The organism is Pseudofrankia inefficax (assembly GCF_000166135.1).
Classification (GTDB): Bacteria; Actinomycetota; Actinomycetes; order Frankiales; family Frankiaceae; genus Pseudofrankia; species Pseudofrankia inefficax.
The window spans coordinates 5,188,207-5,211,278 of the sequence record NC_014666.1 but is presented as its reverse complement, the minus strand read 5'-3'; the positions used below and the strand labels follow the sequence as shown (position 1 = coordinate 5,211,278).

Sequence of the window (23,072 nt, the reverse complement as noted above, 5' to 3'; positions counted from 1 at the left end):
CTTTCGTTCCGCGGCCTGACAACGGCCTCACAGTTCGTTGTCGATGAATCCGAATATCTCGTCGTCCGACGCGTCCTCGAGAAGGTCGAGCGGAGCGCGGCCGGCGGCCGGAAGCGAGCCGGAAGGCGACGCGCCATTGCCGGACCCGCGCCTGCCGGGTGCCGCTCCGCCGCCGTTGGTCGGGCGTGAACCGCCCGCCCCCCGGTCGCTCGGCTCCTGCTGGCCCGGCGAGGCGGCCTCGATCGCCGGTTCGAGCAGCTCCCGCAGGTGCGAGATCAGCGCGCCGGGAGTCGGATGGTCGAAGACGAGGGTCGCGGGCAGCCGCAGGCCGGTCACCCCGCTGAGCCGGTTGCGCAGCTCGACCGCGGTGAGCGAGTCGAAGCCGAGGTCGAGCAGGCCCCGGTGCGGCTCGACCCGGTCGTGCGCGGGTCGCGCGAGCACGGCCGCGATGGAGTTCTGGACCAGGTCCGTCAGGGACCGCTCGCGTTCCGGCTCCGTCTCGCGGGCCAGCCGTCCGATCCACTCGTCCGAGCCATCGCGCGTCGCTACGACAGGGCGGACCTCCGCGCGGACCAGGCCGCGCAGCAGCGCTGGGAGGGGGTGCTGCGCGGCCTGGTTGGCCAGCGCGACGCGGTCGAACAGGGCCGCGGCGAGGGCGGGTCGGTGGGTGCGCAGGGCGCTGTCGAGGAGACGGTGGCCCTGTTCGGCGGTGAGCGGATGCACTCCGCCGAGCCGCACCCGGGTGTGATCGGTGGTGGTGAGGTTTTGGGTCATGCCGCTGGTGTGTTGCCAGAGTCCCCAGGCGAGGGTGGTGGCGGGGAGTCCGAGGAGGTGGCGGTGGTGGGCGAGGGTGTCGAGGTAGGTGTTGGCGGCTGCGTAGTTGGCTTGTCCGGGTGCGCCGAGGGTGCCGGCGAGGCTGCTGTAGAGGACGAAGTGGGTGAGGGGGAGGTGTCGGGTTTGGTGGTGGAGGTGCCAGGCGGCGTCGATTTTGGCGGGTAGGACGTCGTCGAGGTGGGTGGGTGTGAGGGTGGTGAGGGTGGCGTCGTGCAGGGTGCCGGCGGTGTGGAAGACGGCTCGTAGTGGGTGTGTGTCTGGGATGTCTGCGAGGAGGGCGGCGACCTGTGTGGGGTCGGTGTGGTCGCAGGCGACGATGTTGACCTGGGCGCCGAGGTTGGTGAGTTCGGCGACGAGTTCCGAGGCTCCGGGGCTCTCAGGGCCGCGTCGGCTGGTGAGCAGCAGGTGCCGGATGTCGTGGGTGGTGACCAGGCGGCGGGCCAGCAGGCTGCCCAGGCCGCCGGTGCCACCGGTGATCAGGACCGTGCCGTCCGGGTCGAACTCCGGTCCGGAATCCTCGTCGGCCGGGGTGGGTGTCGCCGGCAGCTGAGCCAGCCGGGGGACGTGGAGCTGGCCGCGCCGCAGCGCCGCCTGCGGCTCCCCGGACCGGACCAGCGACCCGAGCGCGTCCGGGAGCCAGTACCGGCCCGGCGGCTCCGCGTCGGTGGGCGTGCCGACGTCCAGCAGCACGAAACGGTCGGGATGCTCGGCCTGCGCCGATCGGACCAGTCCCCACAGCGGGGCCTCGCTCAGGTTCGGCGCGTCACCCGCCGCCGGGCTCGCCGCCGGGTCCGGAACCGTCGGCGGGACCACGACGGCGTCGCGGGTGCCGACGACGAGCAGCGTGTCGCTCAGCCTGTCGTCCGCGAGCCAGTCCTGCAGGAACCGCAGCGCAGCGGCCGTCGTGGCACGGGCGTCCCGCGGCCGGTGGGAGTCGGGCGGTACCGCGCCGGCGAGGAAGGTGAACACGGCCGGCGGAGGTGTCGCGCCGGCGTCGAGCGCCGCGCGGAGAGCGGCGAGGTCCGGGTGGCTGTCGCCGCCCGGGATACCGGGCCCGGCGCCGAGGACGGCCCAGGTGCCAGCACGCGCGCCCGTACCGGCGTGGGCGCCGGGCTGCAGCGGCGTCCAGACCGTGTCGTGCAGCGGGTACGCCCGCGCGGCGAGCTGGTCGAGCGAGATGGGCCGCAGCGCCAGGGAGTCGACGGACAGGACAGGCGCACCCGAGAGGTCCCTCAGGTCGAGCGCGAAGGTCGACGGGCCGGTCTGCGTGATGGTCGCCCGCAGCGCGGTCGCGCCGGATGCGTACAGCCGGACACCGGACCAGGAGAACGGCAGGCCCGGCGTGCCGCCGTCGCCGACAAGGGTGAGCGCCAGGGAGTGCAGGGCCGCGTCGAGGAGCGCTGGGTGGAGGGTGTGCCCGGTGGTGGCGTGGGCGGGCGGTAGTTCGACCTGGGCGTAGTGGGTGGTTCGGCCCGGGTCGGTCCAGAGCTGATGGAGGTTCTGGAAGGCCGGCCCGTAGCGGTAGCCGGCGGTGGCGAGCTGCCGGTAGGCGTCGGTGAGGTCGTGGCGTTCGGTGTCGGGGGGTGGCCAGCTGCCGGGGTTCGGCGGTGGGGTCTGGCCGGGTGTGGGGTGGCTGAGCGTGGCGGTGGCGTGGTGGGTCCACGGCGTGGGGTTGGGGGTGCTGGGGTGGGTGGGGCGGCTGTGAATGGTGACGGTGCGTGGACTGGTGGGCGTGACCGTGAGATGGAGGTCGGTGGGCTCGTCGACCAGCATCGGCGTGTGGAGGGTGAGGTCGTCGATGTGGACGGGTGTGCTCCGCGCCAGGTGCTGGGTGGCGTGAAGGGTGAGGTCGAGGTAGGCGGTGGCGGGGAGGATCGCGGCGTCGGCGACGGTGTGGTCGGCGAGCCACGGGTGGTCGGCCGGGTTGAGGTGGCCGGAGTGGTGGTGGGTGCCGTCGGGATGCTCGGTGGTGTGGGTGATCCACGGGTGGCCGTGTTCGGTGGGGCTGGTGTGTGGGGGTGGGGGGTCGAGCCAGTAGCGCTGGCGTTGGAAGGGGTAGGTGGGTAGGTCGGGTGCCGGGTTGGCTCCGGCTGGCTGCCAGTGGGTGGGGAGGCCGTGGGCCCAGGCGGTGGTGAGGGCTGTCAGGTGGTCGGCGGGGGTGTCGTGGTCGCGTCGCAGCGTGTGCAGGACGACGGAGTCGTGGGTGGTTTCGAGGGTGTCGTGTAGGGCCGCAATAAGGGTGGGGTGCGGGCTGATCTCTATCCAGTGGGTGTGGCCGTCGCTTTGGGTGTTGGTGATGGTTTCGGTGAGGCGTACGGGGTGGCGGAGGTTGTCGTACCAGTAGTGGGGGGTGAGTTGGTCGGGGTTGAGGGGGTGGGTGGTGCGGGTGGAGTAGAAGGTGGGGCTGCCTTCGGTGTTGGTGTGTGGGGTGAGGGTGGCGAGTTGGGTGAGGAGTTCTTCTTGGAGGGATTCGATGGCGGGGGTGTGGCTGGCGTAGGTCACATCGATGAGCCGGGCTCGGATGCCGCAGGCGCGGTAGTCGGCGAGGGCTTTGTGGAGTGGTTCGGTGGGTCCGGCGAGGACGGTGTGGGTGGGGCTGTTGTAGGCGGCGATGTGTAGGCCGTCGGGGATGTCGTCGGGGGTGAGGGTGTGGGGGAGGGTGAGCATGCCGCCGGTGCCGGCGAGTTGGCGTAGGAGGTGTGCGCGGGTGGTGATGAGGTGGGCGCCTTGGTCGAGGGTGAGGATTCCTGCGGCGACTGCGGCTGCGATTTCGCCTTGGCTGTGTCCGACGACGGCGTCGGGCACAATGCCGTGTGCGCGCCACCAGGTGGTGAGGGCGATCATGACGGCCCAGAGGGCGGGTTGGACGACGTCGACCCGGTCGAAGCCTGGATCGTGGCCGTCGAGGAGTGTGGCGGGGTTCCAGTCGACGTAGGGCGCGAGCGCCGTGGTCGCTTCTTCCAATGCCTGGTGAAAGACCGGGTCGGCTGCGGCGAGGCCGGCGGCCATGCCTGGCCATTGCGATCCCTGGCCCGGGTAGACGAACACCACGCGCGGGCTGGCTGTCCTGGTGGGGTGGGCGACGGACAGCTGGGCCGCCGGCTGGTCCGTCGCCAGCGCGTCGAGGCCGGCGAGCAGCGTGTCCGGTGTGGATCCGACCACCGTCGCTCGATGCGGGAGCAGGCTGCGGCGGCCGAGCGCGGCCGCGACCGCGGCCGGGCCCGCGGCAGGCCGCTCCGCCAGGACGGCGCGCAGGCGAGCGGCCTGCGCCCGCAGGGCCGGCCGCGTCTTGGCGGACAGCGCCCATACGACCGGATCGACGGTCGGCTTGCCCCCGGGCGTCCCGCCGGGCGGTTCCGTGGCTTCGCCGGTCGGTGCCTGGGCGGCTGCCGCCGTGGTGTCCGTCTCGGGGAGGTCGGGGGCTTGTTCGAGGATGAGGTGGGCGTTGGTGCCGCTGATGCCGAACGAGGACACGGCGGCGCGGCGGGGCCGGTGCTGGTCGGGCCAGGGCATCGAGTCGGTGAGGAGCTGGACGTTTCCCGAGGTCCAGTCGACCTGCGGGGTGGGTTCGTCGACGTGCAGCGTCCGGGGGAGGGTGGCGTGGCGTAGTGCCATGACCATCTTGATGACGCCGGCGACGCCGGCCGCCGCCTGGCTGTGGCCGATGTTGGATTTGATCGAGCCGAGGTGGAGCGGCTGGTCACCGGACCGCTGTTGGCCGTAGGTGGCGAGCAGGGCTTGGGCCTCGATGGGGTCGCCGAGTGGGGTGCCGGTTCCGTGGGCTTCGACGGCGTCGACGTCGGCCGGGGTGAGCCGTGCGTTGGCGAGCGCCTGGTGGATGAGTCGCTGCTGGGAGAGGCCGTTGGGGGCGGTGAGGCCGTTGGAGGCGCCGTCCTGGTTGACCGCCGAGCCGCGCAGGACGGCGAGGATCCGGTGGCCGTTCGCGCGGGCGTCCGACAGGCGTGCCAGTAGGAGCAGGCCGGCGCCTTCGGACCAGGCGGTGCCGTCGGCGGCGGCGGCGAACGATTTGATGCGGCCGTCGGGGGCGAGGCCGCGTTGGCGGCTGAACTCGACGAAGACGCCGGGAGATGCCATGACGGTGACGCCACCGGCGAGGGCGAGGGTGCATTCGCCGCTGCGTAGCGCTTGGGCGGCGAGGTGGATGGCGACCAACGACGAGGAACACGCGGTGTCGATGGTGACGGCGGGGCCCTGGAGGCCGAAGGTGTAGGCGATCCGTCCGGAGGCGACGCTGCCGGCGCTGCCGGTTCCGAGGTGGCCTTCGAACGGGCCGGGTTGTGTGGCGAGTCGGGCGCCGTAGTCGTCGTACATGACGCCGGTGAACACGCCTGTGTTGCTGCCGCGCAGGGCGTCGGCCGGGATGAGGGCGTGTTCCAGCGCTTCCCACGCGGTTTCGAGCAGCAGCCGTTGCTGTGGGTCCATCGCGAGGGTTTCGCGGGGTGAGAGGCCGAAGAACTCGGGGTCGAACTCGTCGGCGTCGTGGAGGAAACCCGAGCGGGTGACGTAGGACTTGCCGGGTTGGGTTGGGTCGGGGTCGAACAGGTCGGGGTCCCAGCCGCGGTTGGTCGGGAAGTCGCTGGTCGCGTCGATCCCGTCCGTGACCAGGCGCCAGAGGCTGTCGGGGTCGGTGACCCCGCCGGGATAGCGGCACGCCATCCCCACGATCGCGATCGGCTCGTCGTGCGCGGCGGAGATGGTCGCCACGGGCGCCGGTACGGCCGTCGAAGGCTGCCCGGCTGCTTCCCGCAGCAGGAGGTCGGCGAGGGCGGCCGGCGTGGGGTAGTCGAAGACGAGGGTCGCGGGAAGCCGCAGGCCGGTCGCCGAGTCCAGCCGGTTGCGCAGGTCCACCGCGGTCAGCGAGTCGAAGCCGAGGTCGCTCATGGCCCGGGCCGGATCCACTCGGTCGCCCGCGGCGCGTCCGAGCACGGCCACGATGTGGTCGTTGACCAGCGCGAGTGCCTGCTCGTACCCGTCGGCCGCCGGGAGCCGGGCGAGCCGGGCCGCCCACGAGGCACCGTCCTGGGTGGCGGCGTCCCGGCGCGTGGGGACGGTGACCAGCGACCGCAGCAACGGCGAGAGCGCGTCCGCACCAGCCTGCGCGCGCAGGGCGGCCAGATCGACCCGCGCGGCCACGAGCAGCGCCCTGCTCACGCCCACGTCCGGCGCGCGGCTGACCGCCACCGCGGTGTCGAGCAGCCCGAGTGCGTAGTCCGGGGCCATCGGGGTCACGCCGGTGCGGCGCAGCCGGGCCAGGTCGGCGGCACCGAGTTTCTCGGTCATGCCGGCGGACGGCTCCCACATCCCCCAGGCCAGGGACGTCGCCGGCAGCCCCAGCGCCTGCCGGTGCGCGGCGAGCGCGTCGAGGAACGTGTTCGCCGCCGCGTAGTTGGCCTGCCCCGGGCCGCCGAGGACGCCGGACGCGGAGGAGAACAGCACGAAGGCCGCCAGGTCCAGCCCGCGGGTCAGCTCGTGCAGCTGCCAGGCCGCGTCGATCTTCGGGCGGGTCACCCGGTCGAGCTGCTCGGCGGTCAGCGCCGTGACGAGCCCGTCGTCCAGCACGCCGGCCGCGTGTACCACCGCGGTCAGGGGATGATCGGCCGGGATCCCGGCCAGCACCGTGGCCAGCTCCGCGCGGTCCGCCACGTCGCAGGCCACCACCCGCACGTCCGCGCCGAGCGCGCGCAGTTCGTCGGCGAGCTCCGTCGCGCCGGCCGCCTCAGGACCGCGCCGGCTCGTCAGGACCAGGCGCCGGACGTCGTGCCGGACGACCAGGTGACGAGCGACGAGCGAGCCCAGAGCCCCGGTGCCGCCGGTGATCAGGACTGTCCCCGCCGGGTCCAGCAGGGCCAGTCCCGCGTCGTCCCGGGCCGGCGGCCCGGCCGGCAGGGGTACCCGGCGCAGCCGCGGCGTGCGTACCGAGCCCGCTCGCAGCGCCGCCTGGCTGTGGCCGGCGGCGACGATCCCGCGCAGGAGATCCGCCGCGCCCACTCCACGGGAGCGCAGCCACGCCAGGCCGGTGCCCTCGTGATCGTCCGTGTCGACGACGGTGACGCGACCGGGAAACTCGTTCTGCGCGGAACGGAGCAGGCCCCACACCCCGGCGCCGGTCAGGTCCGGGTCGTCGCCAGGATCGACGGTCACGGCCCGGTGGGTCACGACGACCAGGTGGCTGCCGTCCAGCCGCTGGTCGGCGAGCCAGGACTGGACGAGCGTCAGGGCGTCCGTCAGCACACCCCGGGCTGTCGCCGGCACACCGTCGGCCTCGGCCGGAGCCGACGGCCGCCGTGGGTACACGGGGGCGACGACGACGGTCGGCACTGGTGACCCCGCGGCCAGGGCGTCGCGCAGCTGGTCGAGGTCCCGGTAACGCGGCGACGGGCCGTCGGTGCTTGGACCGGTGCCGGCCCGGTCCGCGCCGTCGGGCGCGAAGTGGTCGAGCACGGCCCACGGTCCGTCCCGTTCGGGCTCGTGGGCCCCGGCCGCGATGGGCTCCTCGGCCCACTCCACGGCGAACAGCGACTCGGCCGCCTGACGGGCGGGAGAACGCAGCCGGCCCGCCTCCACCTGGCGCAGGGTCAGCTCGTCGACGGTCACGACGGGCTGGCCCGCCGGGTCGCTGGCGTGCAGTCGCACCGTTCCGGGCCTGACCGGGACGATCCGTACGCGCAGCTGGGTCGCTCCGGCGGCGTGCAGCCTCGTGCCGGACCAGGAGAACGGAAGTCCCATCGCCGGTCGCGATCCGTCCCCGGCTGGCCCGGGCTCCGGGCTGACGGCCGCGAGCGCGAGCGGATGCAGCGCCGCGTCCAGCAGTGCGGGGTGGATGCCGTAGCCGTCGGTCGCGGTGGTGGCGGGCAGCCGCACCTCGGCGTAGAGCTCCGGCCCGCGCCGCCAGGCCGCTCGCAGCGCCTGGAACGTCTCGCCGTACTCGTAGCCGGCCGCCGCGAGCAGGGGATAGGCGTCGGTGACGTCGACGGGAGTCGCGCCGTCCGGTGGCCAGGCCTCAGTCTGGCCAGGTTCGGTGCCGGCCGCCCGGCCCGGCCGGCCGGCAGGGGTGTCCTGTCCGTGCTCGCCCTGGCTGATCCTGCCGGTGGCGTGGCGCTGCCAGGGCAGGTCGCCGGCCGCGTCGTCGCCACGGTGGGTTCTCGACCAGCGGGAGAACACGGCCAGGCGGCGGCTGCCGGCGTCGTCGGCTCGGCTCACGGTCAGCTGGATGCTGGTGGCGCCGTCCGCCGGGATCACGAGCGGGGTTTCGAGCGTCAGCTCGTCCAGCTCCGCGCAGCCGGCCCGGTCTGCGGCCCGGATCGCCAGCTCGACGAAGGCCGCGCCGGGCAGCAGCGTCGCGCCGGCCATGGCGTGGTCGGCGAGCCAGGGGTGGGTCACCGGCGACAGCTGGCCGGTCAGCACCAGGTCGCCGGCGCCGGCCGGGCCACCGCCGCTGCCGCCGTCGCTCGTGCCGCCGGCGTCGGCGAGCTCCAGGGTGGCGCCGAACAGCGGGTGGTCGGAGGTCTCCATGCCGGCCGAGCTCACGTCCGCCCGCGTTCTGCCGGCGTCGAGCCAGAACCGCTGGCGCTGGAACGGGTAGGTCGGCAGGTCGACCAGCCGTGGGCGGTCCGAGCCCAGGACCGTCGGCCAGCCGACGGGCAGCCCCGCGACGTGCAGCGACGCCAGGGCCGTGACGAAGGCGGCTGCCTCCGGGCGGTCCCGCCGCAGCGCGGCGACAGCGGTGACCGGCGCCGGCTCGGTCGCCGCCCGCCGGTCCGTCGCCTCGGCCACGCCTGGCGCCGTCGCGGCCTGCACGGCGGGCGTCAGCGCCGCGTCGGGTCCCAGCTCGAGGAACGTCGTCACGCCCTGGCGCCGCAACTCCTGGACCGCGGCGAGGAACTGGACCTGGCCGCGCAGCTGGCGCACCCAGTAGTCGGCCGTCGTCAGGTCGGTCTCCGTCGCCACCTGCCCGGTGAGGGTGGACACGACGGCGAGCGTCGGCGGCTGGTAGGTGACGGTCCGCGCCAGCTCGCGGAACTCGTCGAGGACCGGGTCCATGAGCGGCGAGTGGAACGCGTGCGAGACCGGCAGCCGGCGGGCGCGGTGCCCCCGCGCCACGAGCGCGTCGGCGACCGCCTGGACGGCGTCGGCGTCTCCCGACAACACCACGGAGCCGGGCTCGTTGACGGCGGCGACCGCCACCCGGTCCTCGACACCGGCCAGCGCCGCCAGGACCTCGTCGGCGTCGGCCCGCACCGACACCATCGCCCCGGCCGGTGCCGCCTGCATCAGCCGGCCGCGCGCCGCGACCAGCGCCGCGGCGTCCGGCAGGGTCAGGACACCGGCGACGTGGGCCGCGGTGAGCTCGCCGACCGAGTGGCCGGCGACGTAGTCGGGATGCGGGCCGACCGACTCGGCCAGCCGGAACAGCGCCGTCTCCAGCGCGAACAACGCCGGTTGGGTGTAGCGGGTCTCGTGGACCAGCGGGGCGAGCGGATCTCCGTCGGGCGCCCACAGGACGTCGCGGAGCCGGTGCTCCAGGTGGGTGTCGAGGTGCTCGCACGCCTCGTCGAACGCCGTGGCGAAGACCGGGAAGGCGGCCGACAGCTCCCGGCCGGCGCCACCGCGCTGGCTGCCCTGCCCGGTGAACAGGAACGCGGTCCGGCCGGTGCGGCGCGTGTGTCCGACGGTCAGCGAGGACGAGGCCGAACCCCGCGCCAGCGCGTCCAACCCGTCGAGCAGCTCGCCGGTGGCCGACCCGACCACGGCCGCCCGGTGATCCAGATGTGTCCTCGCCGTGGCCAGGGTGAACGCGACCTCGTCCGGCCGCCGTTCCGGCCCGGCGGTGACGGCGTCCCGCAGCCGGCCCGCGGCCGCGCGCAGCGCCGGGTCGGACCTGGCCGACAGCACCCAGGCGACCGGCTTCGCCGCCAGGCCGGCCTCGGACGCAGCCTCGCCGGGCGGCGCCGCCGGGTCGCCGGCCGGGAGGGCCGGTGGGAGCGGGTCCGCCTGTTCGAGGATGAGGTGGGCGTTGGTGCCGCTGATGCCGAAGGACGAGACGGCGGCGCGGCGGGGTCGTTGCTGGTCGGGCCAGGGTGTGGCGTCGGTCAGGAGTTGGATGTTTCCGGCGGTCCAGTCGACGTGAGGTGTCGGTGCGTCGACGTGGAGGGTCTTGGGGAGGGTGGCGTGGCGTAGCGCCATGACCATCTTGATGACGCCGGCGACGCCGGCGGCTGCCTGGCTGTGGCCGATGTTGGATTTGATGGAGCCGAGGTAGAGCGGCTGGTCGTCGGATCGCTGCTGGCCGTAGGTGGCGAGGAGTGCCTGGGCTTCGATGGGGTCGCCGAGGGTGGTGCCGGTGCCGTGGGCCTCGACGGCGTCGACGTCGGCGGGGGTGAGGCGTGCGTTGGCCAGCGCCTGCTGGATGACGCGTTGTTGTGAGGGCCCGTTGGGGGCGGTGAGGCCGTTGGAGGCGCCGTCCTGGTTGACCGCGCTGCCGCGCAGCAGCGCGAGGACGGGGTGGCCGTTGGCCCGGGCGTCGGAGAGCCGTTCGAGCAGGAGCAGCCCGGCGCCGTCGGCGAAGCCGGTGCCGTCCGCGGCGGCGGCGAACGCCTTCACCCGCCCGTCCGGGGACAGGCCGCGCTGCCGGCTGAACTCGACGAGGACACCAGGCGTCGCCATCACGGTCACGCCGCCGGCCAGCGCCAGGCTGCACTCGCCGCTGCGCAGTGACTGCGCGGCGAGGTGGATGGCCACCAGCGACGAGGAGCAGGCCGTGTCGACGGTGACCGCCGGGCCCTCCAGGCCGAAGGTGTACGCCACCCGGCCCGACGCCACGCTGCTGGTCATGCCGGTCAGCAGATAGCCGCCGAGCTGGTCGCCACGGGCGGGACCGCCCTGCCCGTACTCCTGGGCGATGACTCCGGCGAAGACCCCGGTGCGGCTGCCGCGCAGCGTGTCGGCGGGGATGCCGGCCCGCTCGAACGCCTCCCACGCCGTCTCCAGCAGGAGCCGCTGCTGCGGGTCCATCGCCAGCGTCTCGCGTGGGCTGACGCCGAAGAAGTCCGCGTCGAACAGGTCCGCGTCGTGCAGGAACCCGCCCGCGTCGGCATAGGACGTGCCGTCCCGCTCGGGGTCCGGGTCGAAGAGGTCCGGGTCCCAGCCGCGATTGGTGGGGAAGCCGCCGATGGCGTCGACGCCGCCGTCGAGCAGCCGCCACAGTCCCTCCGCGTCGGTCACGCCGCCCGGGTAACGGCAGGCCATCGCGACGATGGCGATCGGGTCGTCCGACCCGTCCGGCCCCGTCATCGCCGGACCGGCCGCGGCGCGCTCGTGCTCCGGCCCGGCCGCGCCGGCCGTGTCCGCCAGGAGCCGCGCCGCCAGCGCGTTCACCGTCGGGTGGTCGAAGACGAGCGTGGCGGGCAGCCGAAGCCCCGTGGCCGCGCCCAGCCGGTTGCGCAGCTCGACGGCCGTCAGCGAGTCGAAGCCCAGATCGCTCAGCGCGCGGTCAGGCTCGACGTCCTGCGGGCTGGCATGCCCGAGCACCGCGGCGACATGGGTGCGGACGAGATCCCGCGCCAGGCCGAGCCGGTCGGCGGCGGAGACCCTCGACAGCCGCCTGGCCCAGCCGGAGGTCCCGGCGGTGCCACCGGCCTGCGAGCCCCCGGCCGCCACCGCTCGCCGGCCGGGGCCACGGGCGAGGCCCCGCAGCAGCGCCGGGACGGTGTCTCCGTCGGCGGCCGCGCGCAGGGCCGGCAGGTCGAGCCGCGCCGTGACGACGTTGGCTCGCGGGCTGGCCAGCCCGGCGTCGAACAGGGCCAGCGCCGCGTCGTCCGCCAGCGGGACAACGCCGGCGCGGCGCAGCCGGGCCAGGTCGACCCGGGCGAGCGGCCCGGTCATCCCGCTGCTGGCCGACCACAGACCCCACGCCATCGACGTGGCCGGCAGGCCGGCGGCACGCCGCTGGGTGGCGAGGGCATCGAGGAAGCTGTTCGCGGCCGCGTAGTTGCCCTGCCCCGGAGCGCCGAGGATCCCGGAGAGCGAGGAGAAGAGCACGAACGCGGCGAGGTCCAGGCCGCGTTCCCGGGTCAGGTCGTCCAGGTGCCAGGCCGCGTCCAGCTTCGGGCGCAGTACCCGGTCCACCCGTCGCGGCGTCAGCTCGGTGACGATGCCGTCGTCGAGCGTGCCGGCGGCGTGGACGACGGCGGTGAGCGGGTGCGCCGCGGGGATGGCGTCGAGGAGGCCGGCGAGCGCCGCTCGGTCCGCGACGTCGCACGCCACCACGTCGACGTCCGCGCCCAGCGCCGTCAGCTCCTCGGCGAGACCGGCGGCGCCGTCGGCCGCCGGACCACCGCGGCTGGCCAGCACGAGGTGACGCACGCCGTGGGCCTGCACCAGATGCCTGGCGACGATGCCGCCGAGCGTTCCCGTCCCGCCGGTGACCAGCACGGTCCCGGCGGGGTCCGGCGGCCGCGGCACGGTCAGCACGACCTTGCCGACGTGGTGGGCGTGCTGAAGATGGCGGAAGGCCTCGGGTGCCTCCCGGACATCCCAGGCGGTGAGGGGGAGCGGCGTCAGGACACCGCGTTCGAACAGCTCGACGATCTCGTGGAGCATCTCCCGGGTCCGGTCGGGGCCGGCCTCCATCAGCTCGAAGGCCCGGTAGGCCACCCCGGGATGGTCGGCGGCGATCCGCTCGGGGTCGCGCACGTCCGTCTTGCCCATCTCGACGAACCGTCCGCCGCGCGGCAGCAGCCGCAGGGACGCGTCGACGAAGTCACCCGTCAGCGCGTTGAGGACGACGTCCATCCCCGCGCCGTCGGTCGCCCCGAGGAACCGCCCGGCGAAGTCGAGCGTCCGGGAGTTCGCGAGGTGGCCGTCGTCGAAGCCGGTCGACCGCGCCGCCGCCCACTTGCCGGGACTCGCGGTCCCGTAGACCTCGGCGCCCAGATGACGGGCGATCTGCGCGGCCGCCATTCCGACGCCGCCGGCCGCGGCGTGCACCAGCACCCGCTCGCCCGGCTCCAGGCGCGCCAGGTCCACGAGGCCGTACCAGGCGGTCAGGAACACGACGGGGAACGACGCCGCCTGCGCGAACGACCAGCCCGCCGGAATCCGGACGAGCAGCCTGCTGTCCGCGGTTCCGGTCGTGCCGATCGCCGCCGCGAGGAAGCCGGTCACCCGGTCGCCGACCGCGAGGTCGGTCACGCCTTCGCCGACCTCGACGACGACGCCGGCCGCCTCGGAGCCGACGGTCGCCTCACCCGGGTACATCCCCAGCGCGATCAGCACGTCCCGGAAGTTCAGCCCGGCCGCGCGGACCGAGACACGGACGTGGCCCGGTGCCAGCGGCGCGTCGGCGGCCGGGTCCGCGACGAGGGCGAGACTGTCCAGGGAGCCGTCGGCTCCGCTGTCGAGACGCCAGTCCCGCGTCGGCGGCGGGGTGAGCCGCGGTTCCGGCGAGCTCGCCAGCCGAGGCAGGTAGAGCCGGTGCGATCGAACGGCGACCTGCGGCTGCCCGGCTGCGACCGCCGCGAGGACGTCCCGGTGCGCGAGGCCGGCCGGGTCGGGCGTCCCCACCTCGGGGCCGGGCCCGACCGCCGGGGGCGCGCTGGCTCCGGGCCGCGGATCGAGGTCGACGAGGACGATCCCGCGATCCGGCCGCTCCGTCTGCGCGGTGCGCAGCATCCCCCAGACGGGCGCGTGGACGAGGTCGATCCGGGCACCGTCGGCCGGCGCGGCGGCCACCGCGCCGCGGGTGACCACGACCAGGCGGGACCCCTCGAACGCGCTGTCGGCCTCCCACTGCCGGACCAGCTCCACGGCGTCGTCCAGCACGGCGCGCGCCGGGCGGGCCGGACTGGTCGGTGCCGAGCGCTCGCCGGGCACCCGCCCGGCGGCGGGCGCGCCTCCCGGTCGGGAGGGGCCCGCCGACGCGGGCACGAGCGGCACCAGCACCGTCTCGGGAACCGTTCCGCCGTCGGCGACCGCTGCCCGCAACGCCGCGAGGTCCGGGTAGTGCCGGCAGCCGGGCGGGGCGAACCGGACCGGGTCCTGCCCGTCGATGACCGCCCAGCGCGCGAACTCGTCCACGTCGTACGTCGCGCTGTCCTCGGCCGCGGCGGCCCACTCGACGTGGAACATCGGCGCGTCCGCCACCGCGCCGTGGACGGCCGCCGCGAGCTGCTCCGGTGTGACCGGGCGGGTCCGCAGCGCGGCCACGGCGGCCACCAGCTCGCCGTCCGGGTCGGCGAGCACGACCTGGTAGGTCGCGGGACCTGTCGGCGTGATGCTGGCACGCAGCGTCGTCGCGCCGGTGGCGAACAGCCTGACCCCGGACCAGGCGAACGGCAGGCCAAGCCGGTCGCCGGCACCTGAGGTCGCCGCGAGCACGAGCGGGTGCAGCGCCGCGTCGAACAGCGCCGGGTGCAGCCCGAACCCGGCGGCGGACGACCCCTCGGGCAGCTCGATCTCGGCCAGCAGCCGCTCGCCGAGCCGCCAGGCCGCGCGCAGCCCCTGGAAGGCCGGTCCGTACTGGTAGCCGGCCTCGGCCAGGCGGGGATAGACGTCGTCCAGGTCGACCGGCTCGGCCGCGGCCGGCGGCCAGACCGGCGCGACGGCCGGGTCGGAGCCCGCCCACCCGGCGGTGTCGGCTCCCGCGGCGGCGAGCACGCCGGTGGCGTGGCGGGTCCACCGCGCCGACCCCGTGCCGTCGGTGCCCGCGTCGGTGATCGGCTGGGCGTACACGGCGAACGTGCCGCGTCCGTCGGCGCCGGCCGCCGTGGCCGTCAGCTGGACGCGCACCGCGCCGTCCTGGGGAAGGACGAGCGGAGCCTCCAGCGTCAGCTCCTCGACGGCCAGGTCGTCGGCCAGGCCGGCGGTGTCGCGTGCCAGCCGGTCACCGGCGTGCAGCGCGAGATCCACGAACGCGGCGCCGGGCAGCAGGACCGTCCCGAGCAGGGCGTGGTCCGCGAGCCACGGGTGGGTGGCCAACGACAGCCGCCCGGTCAGGAGCAGACCGTCGCCGCCCGCGAGCTCGACCGTGGCGCCGAGCAGCGGGTGCCCGGCGCCCTCCATTCCCGCCGCCGCGACGTCGGCGCCGCGGTCGCCGGGCTCCAGCCAGTAGCGGCGACGCTGGAACGGGTAGGTCGGCAGGGCAGGCAACGGCGGCCGGGCCGGCGGGAGCACCGTGCCCCAGTCGACGGAGGCGCCGTGCGCGTGCGCGGCGGCGAGCGAGGCGACGAACCTCGCCGGGCCGCCGTCGTCGCGCCGCAGCGTTCCGAGCATCGCCGGAGCGATCGCGCCCGGGGCCGCCGCCAGGGCGTCCTCGACGGTGGCCCCGATGCTGGGCGTGAGCACCGGGTGCGGGCTGACCTCGACGAACAGCCCGAAACCGGCCGCCAGCGCGCGGATGCCCTGCTCGAAGAGCACGGGCTCGCGCAGGTTGCGGTACCAGTAGGCGTTGTCGAGCCCCGCGGTGTCCAGGAAGTCGCCGGTGACCGTCGAGACGAACGGGACCTGTGAGGTACGCGGGGTCAGGTCCGCCAGCTCGGCCAGCACCTGGTCGCGCAGGACGACCACCTGCTCCGAATGGCCGGCGGTGTTCACGCCGGGGATGCGACGGGCGCGGGTTCCCGCCGCCGTGAGCTCCGCCGCCAGCTCGTCGAGCGCCTCGGGGAAGCCCGACACCGTCACGGACCCGGGGCTGTTCACGGCGGCGATGGCGAGGTCGTCGCCGAAGCGGCGCAGCCGGTCGCGGGCGGCCTCGGCCGGCAGCGTGACCGACAGCATGCCGCCCCGGCCCTCCAGGCGTCGCCAGGCCAGGCTGCGCATCGCGACGATGCGCGCGGCGTCGTCCAGCGACAGCCCGCCGGCGACGTAGGCGGCGGCGATCTCCCCCTGGGAATGGCCGACGACCGCGTCCGGGTGGACTCCGTGCGCCCGCCAGAGCTCGGCGAGCGAGACCATCATCGTGAACAGCGCCGGCTGGACGACGTCGACCCGGCTCAGCGGCGGGGCCGTGGGCTCGCCGCGCAGCACGTCGACGACCGACCAGTCGACGAACGCGGACAGGGCCCGCGCGCAGTCACGCACGCTGCGCCGGAACACCTCATAGGTGTCGTCCAGCTCGCGCGCCATCCCGAGCCACTGGGTGCCCTGGCCGGGGAAGACGAACACGGTCCTGGTCCGGCCCGGCGCGGCCGTCCCCCGCGCGACGTGCGGGGACGGCTCGCCGGAACGCACCGCCTGAAGTGCCGCGGCGAGCGTCGCGGGGTCGGTCCCGACGACCGCGGCGCGACGCTCGAGGTGGTCGCGCGTCGCCAGCGCGGCGGCGACCGCGGCGGACCCGGGGGCGTCGTCGCCGGTGACGGCGGTGTGCAGCCGGTCGGCGTGGGCGCGCAGCGCCGCCTCGGACCTCGCCGACAGCAGCCAGACCAGCGGAGTCTCGGGCGCGCCGTCGGAGTCCTCGCCGGGAACCAGTGCCTCAACGGGGTCGGCCGGCGAGACCGGCTCGGCGAGTGGCGCCTGCTCGATGACCACATGGGCGTTGGTGCCGCTGATGCCGAAGGAGGAGACCGCGGCGCGGCGGGGGCGGCCGAGGTCCGGCCACGGCTCGGCGTCGGCGAGCAGGCTCACCCTGCCGGCCGTCCAGTCCACGTGCGGTGTCGGCTCGTCGACGTGCAGGGTCTTCGGGAGCGTGCCGTGCCTGAGCGCCAGCACCATCTTGATGATGCCGGCGACGCCGGCCGCGGCCTGGGTGTGGCCGATGTTGGACTTGACGGACCCGAGCCGCAGCGGCGGGCTGTCGGCGGGCCGCTGGCCGTAGGTGGCGAGCACGGCGTCCGCCTCGATCGGGTCCCCGAGGGTGGTGCCGGTGCCGTGGGCCTCCAGGACGTCGACGTCGGCGGCCGTCAGCCGGGCGTTGGCGAGCGCCTGCCGGATGACCCGCTGCTGGGACGGCCCGTTCGGGGCGGTGAGACCGTTGGAAGCGCCGTCCGAGTTGACGGCCGAGCCGCGCAGCACGGCGAGCACCTGGTGGCCGTTCGCCTGGGCGTCGCTGAGGCGTTCGAGCAGGAGCAGGCCGGCGCCCTCCGCGAAGCCCGTGCCGTTGGCGCCGGCGGCGAACGACTTGCACCGGCCGTCCGGCGACAGCCCGCGCTGCCGGCTGAACTCGATGAACACGCTGGGAGTCGCCATCACGGTCACCCCGCCCGCGAGGGCCAGGCCGCACTCCCCGTTGCGCAGCGCCGCGGCGGCCAGGTGCACGGCGACCAGCGACGAGGAGCAGGCGGTGTCGACGGTCACCGCCGGGCCTTCGAGCCCGAACGTGTAGGCGACGCGGCCGGACACGATGCTGCCGCCGGCCCCCATGTAGCCCTCGAAGCCCTCCGGCGGCTGGCCGACATGGCTGCCGTAGTCGTAGTACATGACGCCGGCGAAGACCCCGGTCCGGCTGCCGCGCAGCGACTCGGCCGGGATGCCGGCCCGCTCGAAGGTCTCCCACGCCGTCTCCAGCAGCAGCCGCTGCTGCGGGTCGGTCGCGACGGACTCCCGGGGGCTGATGCCGAAGAGGTCCGCGTCGAACTCGTCCGCGTCGTAGACGAAGCCGCCGACATTGGCGTACGCGGTGCCCGCGTGCTCGGGGTCGGGGTCGAACACCCCCGGGTCCCAGCCCCGGTTGGTCGGGAACGCCCCGATGGCGTCCCTTCCCTCGGCCACCAGGTTCCAGAGGTCCTCGGGGCTGGCGACGCCGCCGGGGTACCGGCAGGCCATCGCCACGATCGCGATCGGCTCGTCAGCCGCGGCCCGGCCCGATTCCGCGTCGGCGCGGACACCGTCCGGCTGGTCGACGTCCACATCCGCCGGAATGGCCAGGCTCAGCAGGTGGCGCGCCACCGCCGCCGCGGTCGGGTGGTCGAAGACCAGGGTGGGCGGCAGGCGCAGCCCGGTGGTGGCGCCCAGCCTGTTGCGGAACTCGACGGCGGTCAACGAGTCGAAGCCCAGCTCGTTCAGCGCTCGGTCCGGGTCGACGGACGAGGAGTTGGCGTGGCCCAGGACTACCGCCACATGAGCCCGGACGAGGTCCACCGCGGTGTCGAGCCGCCGCTGCGCCGGCAGGGCGCGCACCTGGCTGATCCAGGTCGAGGCCGCGCCCAAGGACGCCGGGCCCGCACCTGGGTCGGTGCCTGGGCCGGTCGCGGACCGGGGCGCCGCGGGCAGGAGGGCCCGCAGCATCGGTGGCACCGCGCCGTCGGCGCCGGTGCGTGACCTGGTCGTGTCCAGGTGGGCCGCTACCAGCGTTGGCTCGTTCCCCGTGAGGGCGGCGTCGAGCAGAGCATGGCCCTGTTCGGTGGTGAGGGGGCGGACGCCGGTGGTGTCGATGCGGGTGTGGTCGGTGGTGGTGAGGTTTTGGGTCATGCCGCTGGTGTGTTGCCAGAGTCCCCAGGCGAGGGTGGTGGCGGGGAGTCCTTGGGTGTGGCGGTGGTGGGCGAGGGTGTCGAGGTAGGTGTTGGCGGCTGCGTAGTTGGCTTGTCCGGGTGCGCCGAGGGTGCCGGCGAGGCTGCTGTACAGGACGAAGTGGGTGAGCGGGAGCTCTCGGGTTTGTTCGTGGAGGTGCCAGGCGGCGTCGATCTTCGTGGGTAGGACGTCGTCGAGGTGGGCTGGTGTGAGGGTGGTGAGGGTGGCGTCGTGCAGGGTGCCGGCGGTGTGGAAGACGGCTCGTAGCGGATGCGCGTCCGGTACGTCTGCGAGGAGGGCGGCGACCTGTGCGGGGTCGGTGTGGTCGCAGGCGACGATGTTGACCTGGGCGCCGAGGTCGGTGAGCTCGGCGACGAGTTCCGAGGCTCCGGGGCTCTCAAGACCGCGCCGGCTGGTCAGCAGGAGGTGGCGTACGTCGTGGGTAGTGACGAGGTGGCGGGCGAGCAGGCTGCCCAGGCCGCCGGTGCCGCCAGTGATCAGCACGGTCCCGTCCGGGTCGATACCGGCTGTCTCGGTCGCCGCCGCCGGTCGAGGGACCGTCCGGCGTAGCCGGGGCACGAACGCGACGCCGTCGCGCACCGCGAGCTGGGACTCCAGGTCGGCGGCGGCCGAGGCCAGCGCGGCGGGAAGGGCCGCGTACGTGCGCGGCCGGCCGTCGACGTCTACGACGCTGAACTGGCCGGGGTGTTCGTGCTGCGCGGCACGGACGAGCCCCCACACCGGGGCGTCCGCCAGGCCGTCCGCCTTGTCCTCGGCCGTCACCCCGACAGCGCCGCGAGTGAGGACGGCCAGCCGCGCGTCGCCGAGCCGGGTGCCGCCCACCCACGTCCGAAGCAGCTCCAGGACGTCCGCGGTGACTCGCCGGGCCCGCTCGGGCTCGCTGCTGCCCTCGCCGTTCCGCGACGCGGCGGCCTCCTGGCCGTCGTTCTCGTTGTCGGCGTCCGTGGCGGCAGGCGACGCGAGGGCGAGCACCAGCTCGGGGACCGCCGCGCCCGCGTCGATCGCGTCGACGAGCGCGGCGAGGCCGGAGTACGTGTGTGCCGCCCCGACGGCCTCGGCCAGCTCGGCGGCCGGCGCGGCCGCGCCGAGGACAGCCAGCCGGCTGCCGTCGACCCGAGAGGACGCCTTGTCTCGCAGCGTTTCCCAGGCGACCCTGTGCAGCGGGACCGGCCGCCGCGCGACCAGGGACTGGCCGGGCGCGAGCCGCCGCATGGCGATGGAGTCGACCGTCGCCACGAGCCGGCCGTCCTGGTCCCACAGCGTCAGGCCGTAGGACGACGGGTCGTGGCGGCGCAGCTCGGCCCGCAGCGCGGTGGCACCGGTGGAATGGAGGCGGACTCCCGACCAGGCGTACGGGATCACCATCGACCCGTCGTCGCCGGTCTCGGCGAGTGCTACCGGGTGCAGGGCCGCGTCGAGGAGCGCGGGGTGGAGGGTGTGCCCGGCGGTGGTGAGGGTGGGGGGTAGTTCGAGGTGGGCGTGGTGGGTGGTTCGGCCTGGGTCGGTCCAGAGCTGGTGGAGGTTCTGGAAGGCCGGGCCGTAGTGGTAGCCGGCGGTGGCGAGCTGCTGGTAGGCGTGGGTGAGGTCGTCGGGTTCGGTGTTGGGGAGTGGCCACGTGCCGGGGCTTGGCGGTGGGGTCTGGCTGCTGCTGGTGAGGGTCGCTGTGGCGTGGTGGGTCCAGGGGTCGGTGGTGTTGCTGGGCCGGCTGTGGATGGTGAGGGTGCGTTCGCCGGTGGGGGTGGGGGGTGTGGCGGTGAGCTGCAGGTCGGTGGGCTGGTCGGTGGGGAGTGGGGCGTGGAGGGTGAGGTCGTCGAGGTGGAGCGGGGTGTCGCCGTCCCGCGCGAGGTGCTGGGCGGTGTGGAGGGTGAGGTCGAGGTAGGCGGTGGCGGGGAGGATCGCGGCGTCGGCGACGGTGTGGTCGGAGAGCCACGGGTGTTCAGCCGGGTTGAGGGCCCCGGTGAGGAGGTGGGTGCCGTCGGGAAGATCGGTGGTGTGGGTGATCCAGGGGTGGTCGTGTTCGTCGGAGCTGGTGGTGGCGGGTGGGGGGTTGAGCCAGTAGCGCTGGCGTTGGAAGGGGTAGGTGGGTAGGTCGGGTGCCGGGCTGGTTTCGGCTGTGTGCCAATGGGTGGGCAGGCCGTGAGCCCAGGCGGTGGTGAGGGCTGTGAGGTGGTGGGTGGGGGTGTCGTGGTCGCGTCGCAGGGTGTGGAGGACGACGGGGTTGGGGGTGGTTTCGAGGGTGTCGTGGAGGGCGGTGGTGAGGGTGGGGTGTGGGCTGATCTCTATCCAGTGGGTGTGGCCGTCTTGTTGGGTGTTGGTGATGGTTTGGGTGAGGTGGACGGGGTGGCGGAGGTTGTCGTACCAGTAGTGGGGGGTGAGTTGGTCGGGGTTGAGGGGGTGGGTGGTGCGGGTGGAGTAGAAGCGTGGGTTGCCGTCGGGGGCGGGGTTGGGGGTGAGGCCTGCGAGTTGGGTGAGGAGTTCTTCTCGGAGGGGTTCGATGGCGGGGGTGTGGCTGGCGTAGTCGACGTCGATGAGGCGGGCTCGGATGCCTTGTTGCTGGTAGTGGGCTAGGGCTTTGTGGAGTGGTTCGGTCGGTCCGGCGAGGACGGTGTTGGTGGGGCTGTTGTGCGCGGCGATGTGCAGCCCGTCGGGGATGTCGTCGGGGGTGAGGGTGTGGGGGATGGTGAGCATGCCGCCGGTGCCGGCGAGTTGGCGTAGGAGGTGTGCGCGGGTGGTGATGAGGTGGGCGCCTTGGTCGAGGGTGAGGATTCCTGCGGTGACTGCGGCGGCGATTTCGCCTTGGCTGTGTCCGACGACTGCGGCGGGTGTTACGCCGTGTTGGCGCCACCAGGTGGTGAGGGCGATCATGACGGCCCAGAGGGCGGGTTGGACGACGTCGACCCGGTCGAAGCCTGGATCGTGGCCGTCGAGGAGTGTGGCGGGGTTCCAGTCGACGTAGGGCGCGAGTGCCGTGGTCGCTTCTTCCAATGCCTGGTGAAAGACCGGGTCGGCTGTGGCGAGGCCGGCGGCCATGCCTGGCCATTGGGAGCCCTGGCCCGGATAGACGAACACGACCTGCGGTGAGCTGTTGGCTTTGCCGGTGACCAGTTGGACCGCTGGCTGGTCTGTGGCCAGCGCGTCAAGGCCGGCGAGGAGGTCGGTCTGGTGGGTGGCGGTGATCGCGGCGCGGTGGGTGAAGGTGCCGCGGCGGGCCAGCCCGTTGGCGACGGCGCTCGGGTCGGTGTCGGACCGGTCGGTGAGGGCCGTGTGGAGTCGGCTGGCCTGTTCGCGCAGCCCGGCGGGCGTCTTGGCGGACAGGACCCAGGCGACCGGATCGACCGTCGGTTCACCGGCCGGCTCGCCCGGGAGGTCGGGCGCCTGTTCGAGGATGAGGTGGGCGTTGGTGCCGCTGATGCCGAAGGACGAGACAGCGGCGCGGCGAGGTCGGTCCTGGTCGGGCCAGGGGGTGGCCTCCGCCAGGAGCCGCACGTTTCCAGCGGCCCAGTCGACGTGCGGGGTGGGCGCGTCGACGTGCAGCGTTCGGGGGAGGGTGGCGTGGCGTAGTGCCATGACCATCTTGATGACGCCGGCGACGCCGGCCGCTGCCTGGCTGTGGCCGATGTTCGACTTGATCGAGCCGAGAAACAGCGGCTGGTCGCCGGACCGCTGCTGGCCATAGGTCGCCAGCAGCGCCTCGGCCTCGATGGGATCGCCGAGTGGGGTGCCGGTTCCGTGGGCCTCGACGGCGTCGACGTCGGCCGGCGTGAGCCGCGCGTTCGCGAGCGCCTGGCGGATGAGTCGCTGCTGGGACGGCCCGTTGGGGGCCGTCAGCCCGTTGGACGCACCGTCCTGGTTGACCGCGGAGCCGCGCAGGACCGCGAGGATGCGCCGGCCGTTGGCCTGGGCGTCCGAGAGGCGTTCGAGCAGCAGCAGGCCGGCGCCCTCCGACCAGGCCGTGCCGTCCGCTCCGGCGGCGAACGACTTGACCCGGCCGTCCGGGGCGAGACCGCGTTGGCGGCTGAACTCCACGAAGACGCCGGGTGAGGCCATCACGGTTACACCGCCGGCGAGCGCCAGTGAGCACTCGCCGCTGCGCAGCGCCTGGGCGGCCAGGTGAATCGCGACCAGCGACGAGGAACAGGCGGTGTCGACGGTGACGGCCGGGCCACGGAGGCCGAACGTGTACGCGATCCGTCCGGAGGCGACGCTGCCAGCACTGCCGGTTCCGAGGTGGCCCTCGAACGGGCCGGACCGGGCGGCCAGTCGGGCGCCGTAGTCGTCGTACATGACGCCGGTGAACACACCCGTGTCGCTGCCGCGCAGAGCCTCGGCCGGGATGAGGGCGTGTTCCAGCGCCTCCCACGCGGTTTCGAGCAGCAGCCGTTGCTGCGGATCCATCGCGAGGGTTTCGCGGGGTGAGAGGCCGAAGAATTCGGGGTCGAACTCGTCGGCGTCGTGCAGGAAGCCCGAGCGTGTCACGTAGGACCTGCCGGGCTGGATGGGGTCGGGGTCGTAGAGGTCGGGGTCCCAGCCGCGGTTGGTCGGGAAGTCGCTGGTCGCGTCGACGCCGTCCGTGACCAGGCGCCACAGGCCGTCAGGGTCCGTGACCCCGCCGGGGTAGCGGCAGGCCATCCCCACGATCGCGATCGGCTCCGTCGAGGCCGCCTCCAGTGACCGGAACCGCTGCCGTAGCCGCTCAGTCTCCTTGACCGAGGCACGCAGCGCGGCCACGAGCCTGTCGTGGGCGGTCTCCATCGTTC

Annotated in this window: 1 protein-coding gene; it reads right to left on the bottom strand. The window is 74.3% G+C overall.

Annotated features, from left to right (window positions below):
• Nucleotides 1–27 precede the first annotated feature (27 nt).
• Nucleotides 28–23,067 (bottom strand): type I polyketide synthase, encoded by a 23,040-nt coding sequence (locus tag FRAEUI1C_RS41190; RefSeq protein ID WP_013425370.1) that lies wholly within the window; start codon nt 23,065–23,067, stop codon nt 28–30.
• Between the last annotated feature and the right edge of the window lie 5 nt (nt 23,068–23,072).

Coding starts and splice junctions, on each gene's coding strand:
- FRAEUI1C_RS41190 (WP_013425370.1), bottom strand. CDS start 23,067: ATGGAGACCGCCCACGACAGGCTCGTGGCCGCGCTGCGTGCCTCGGTC.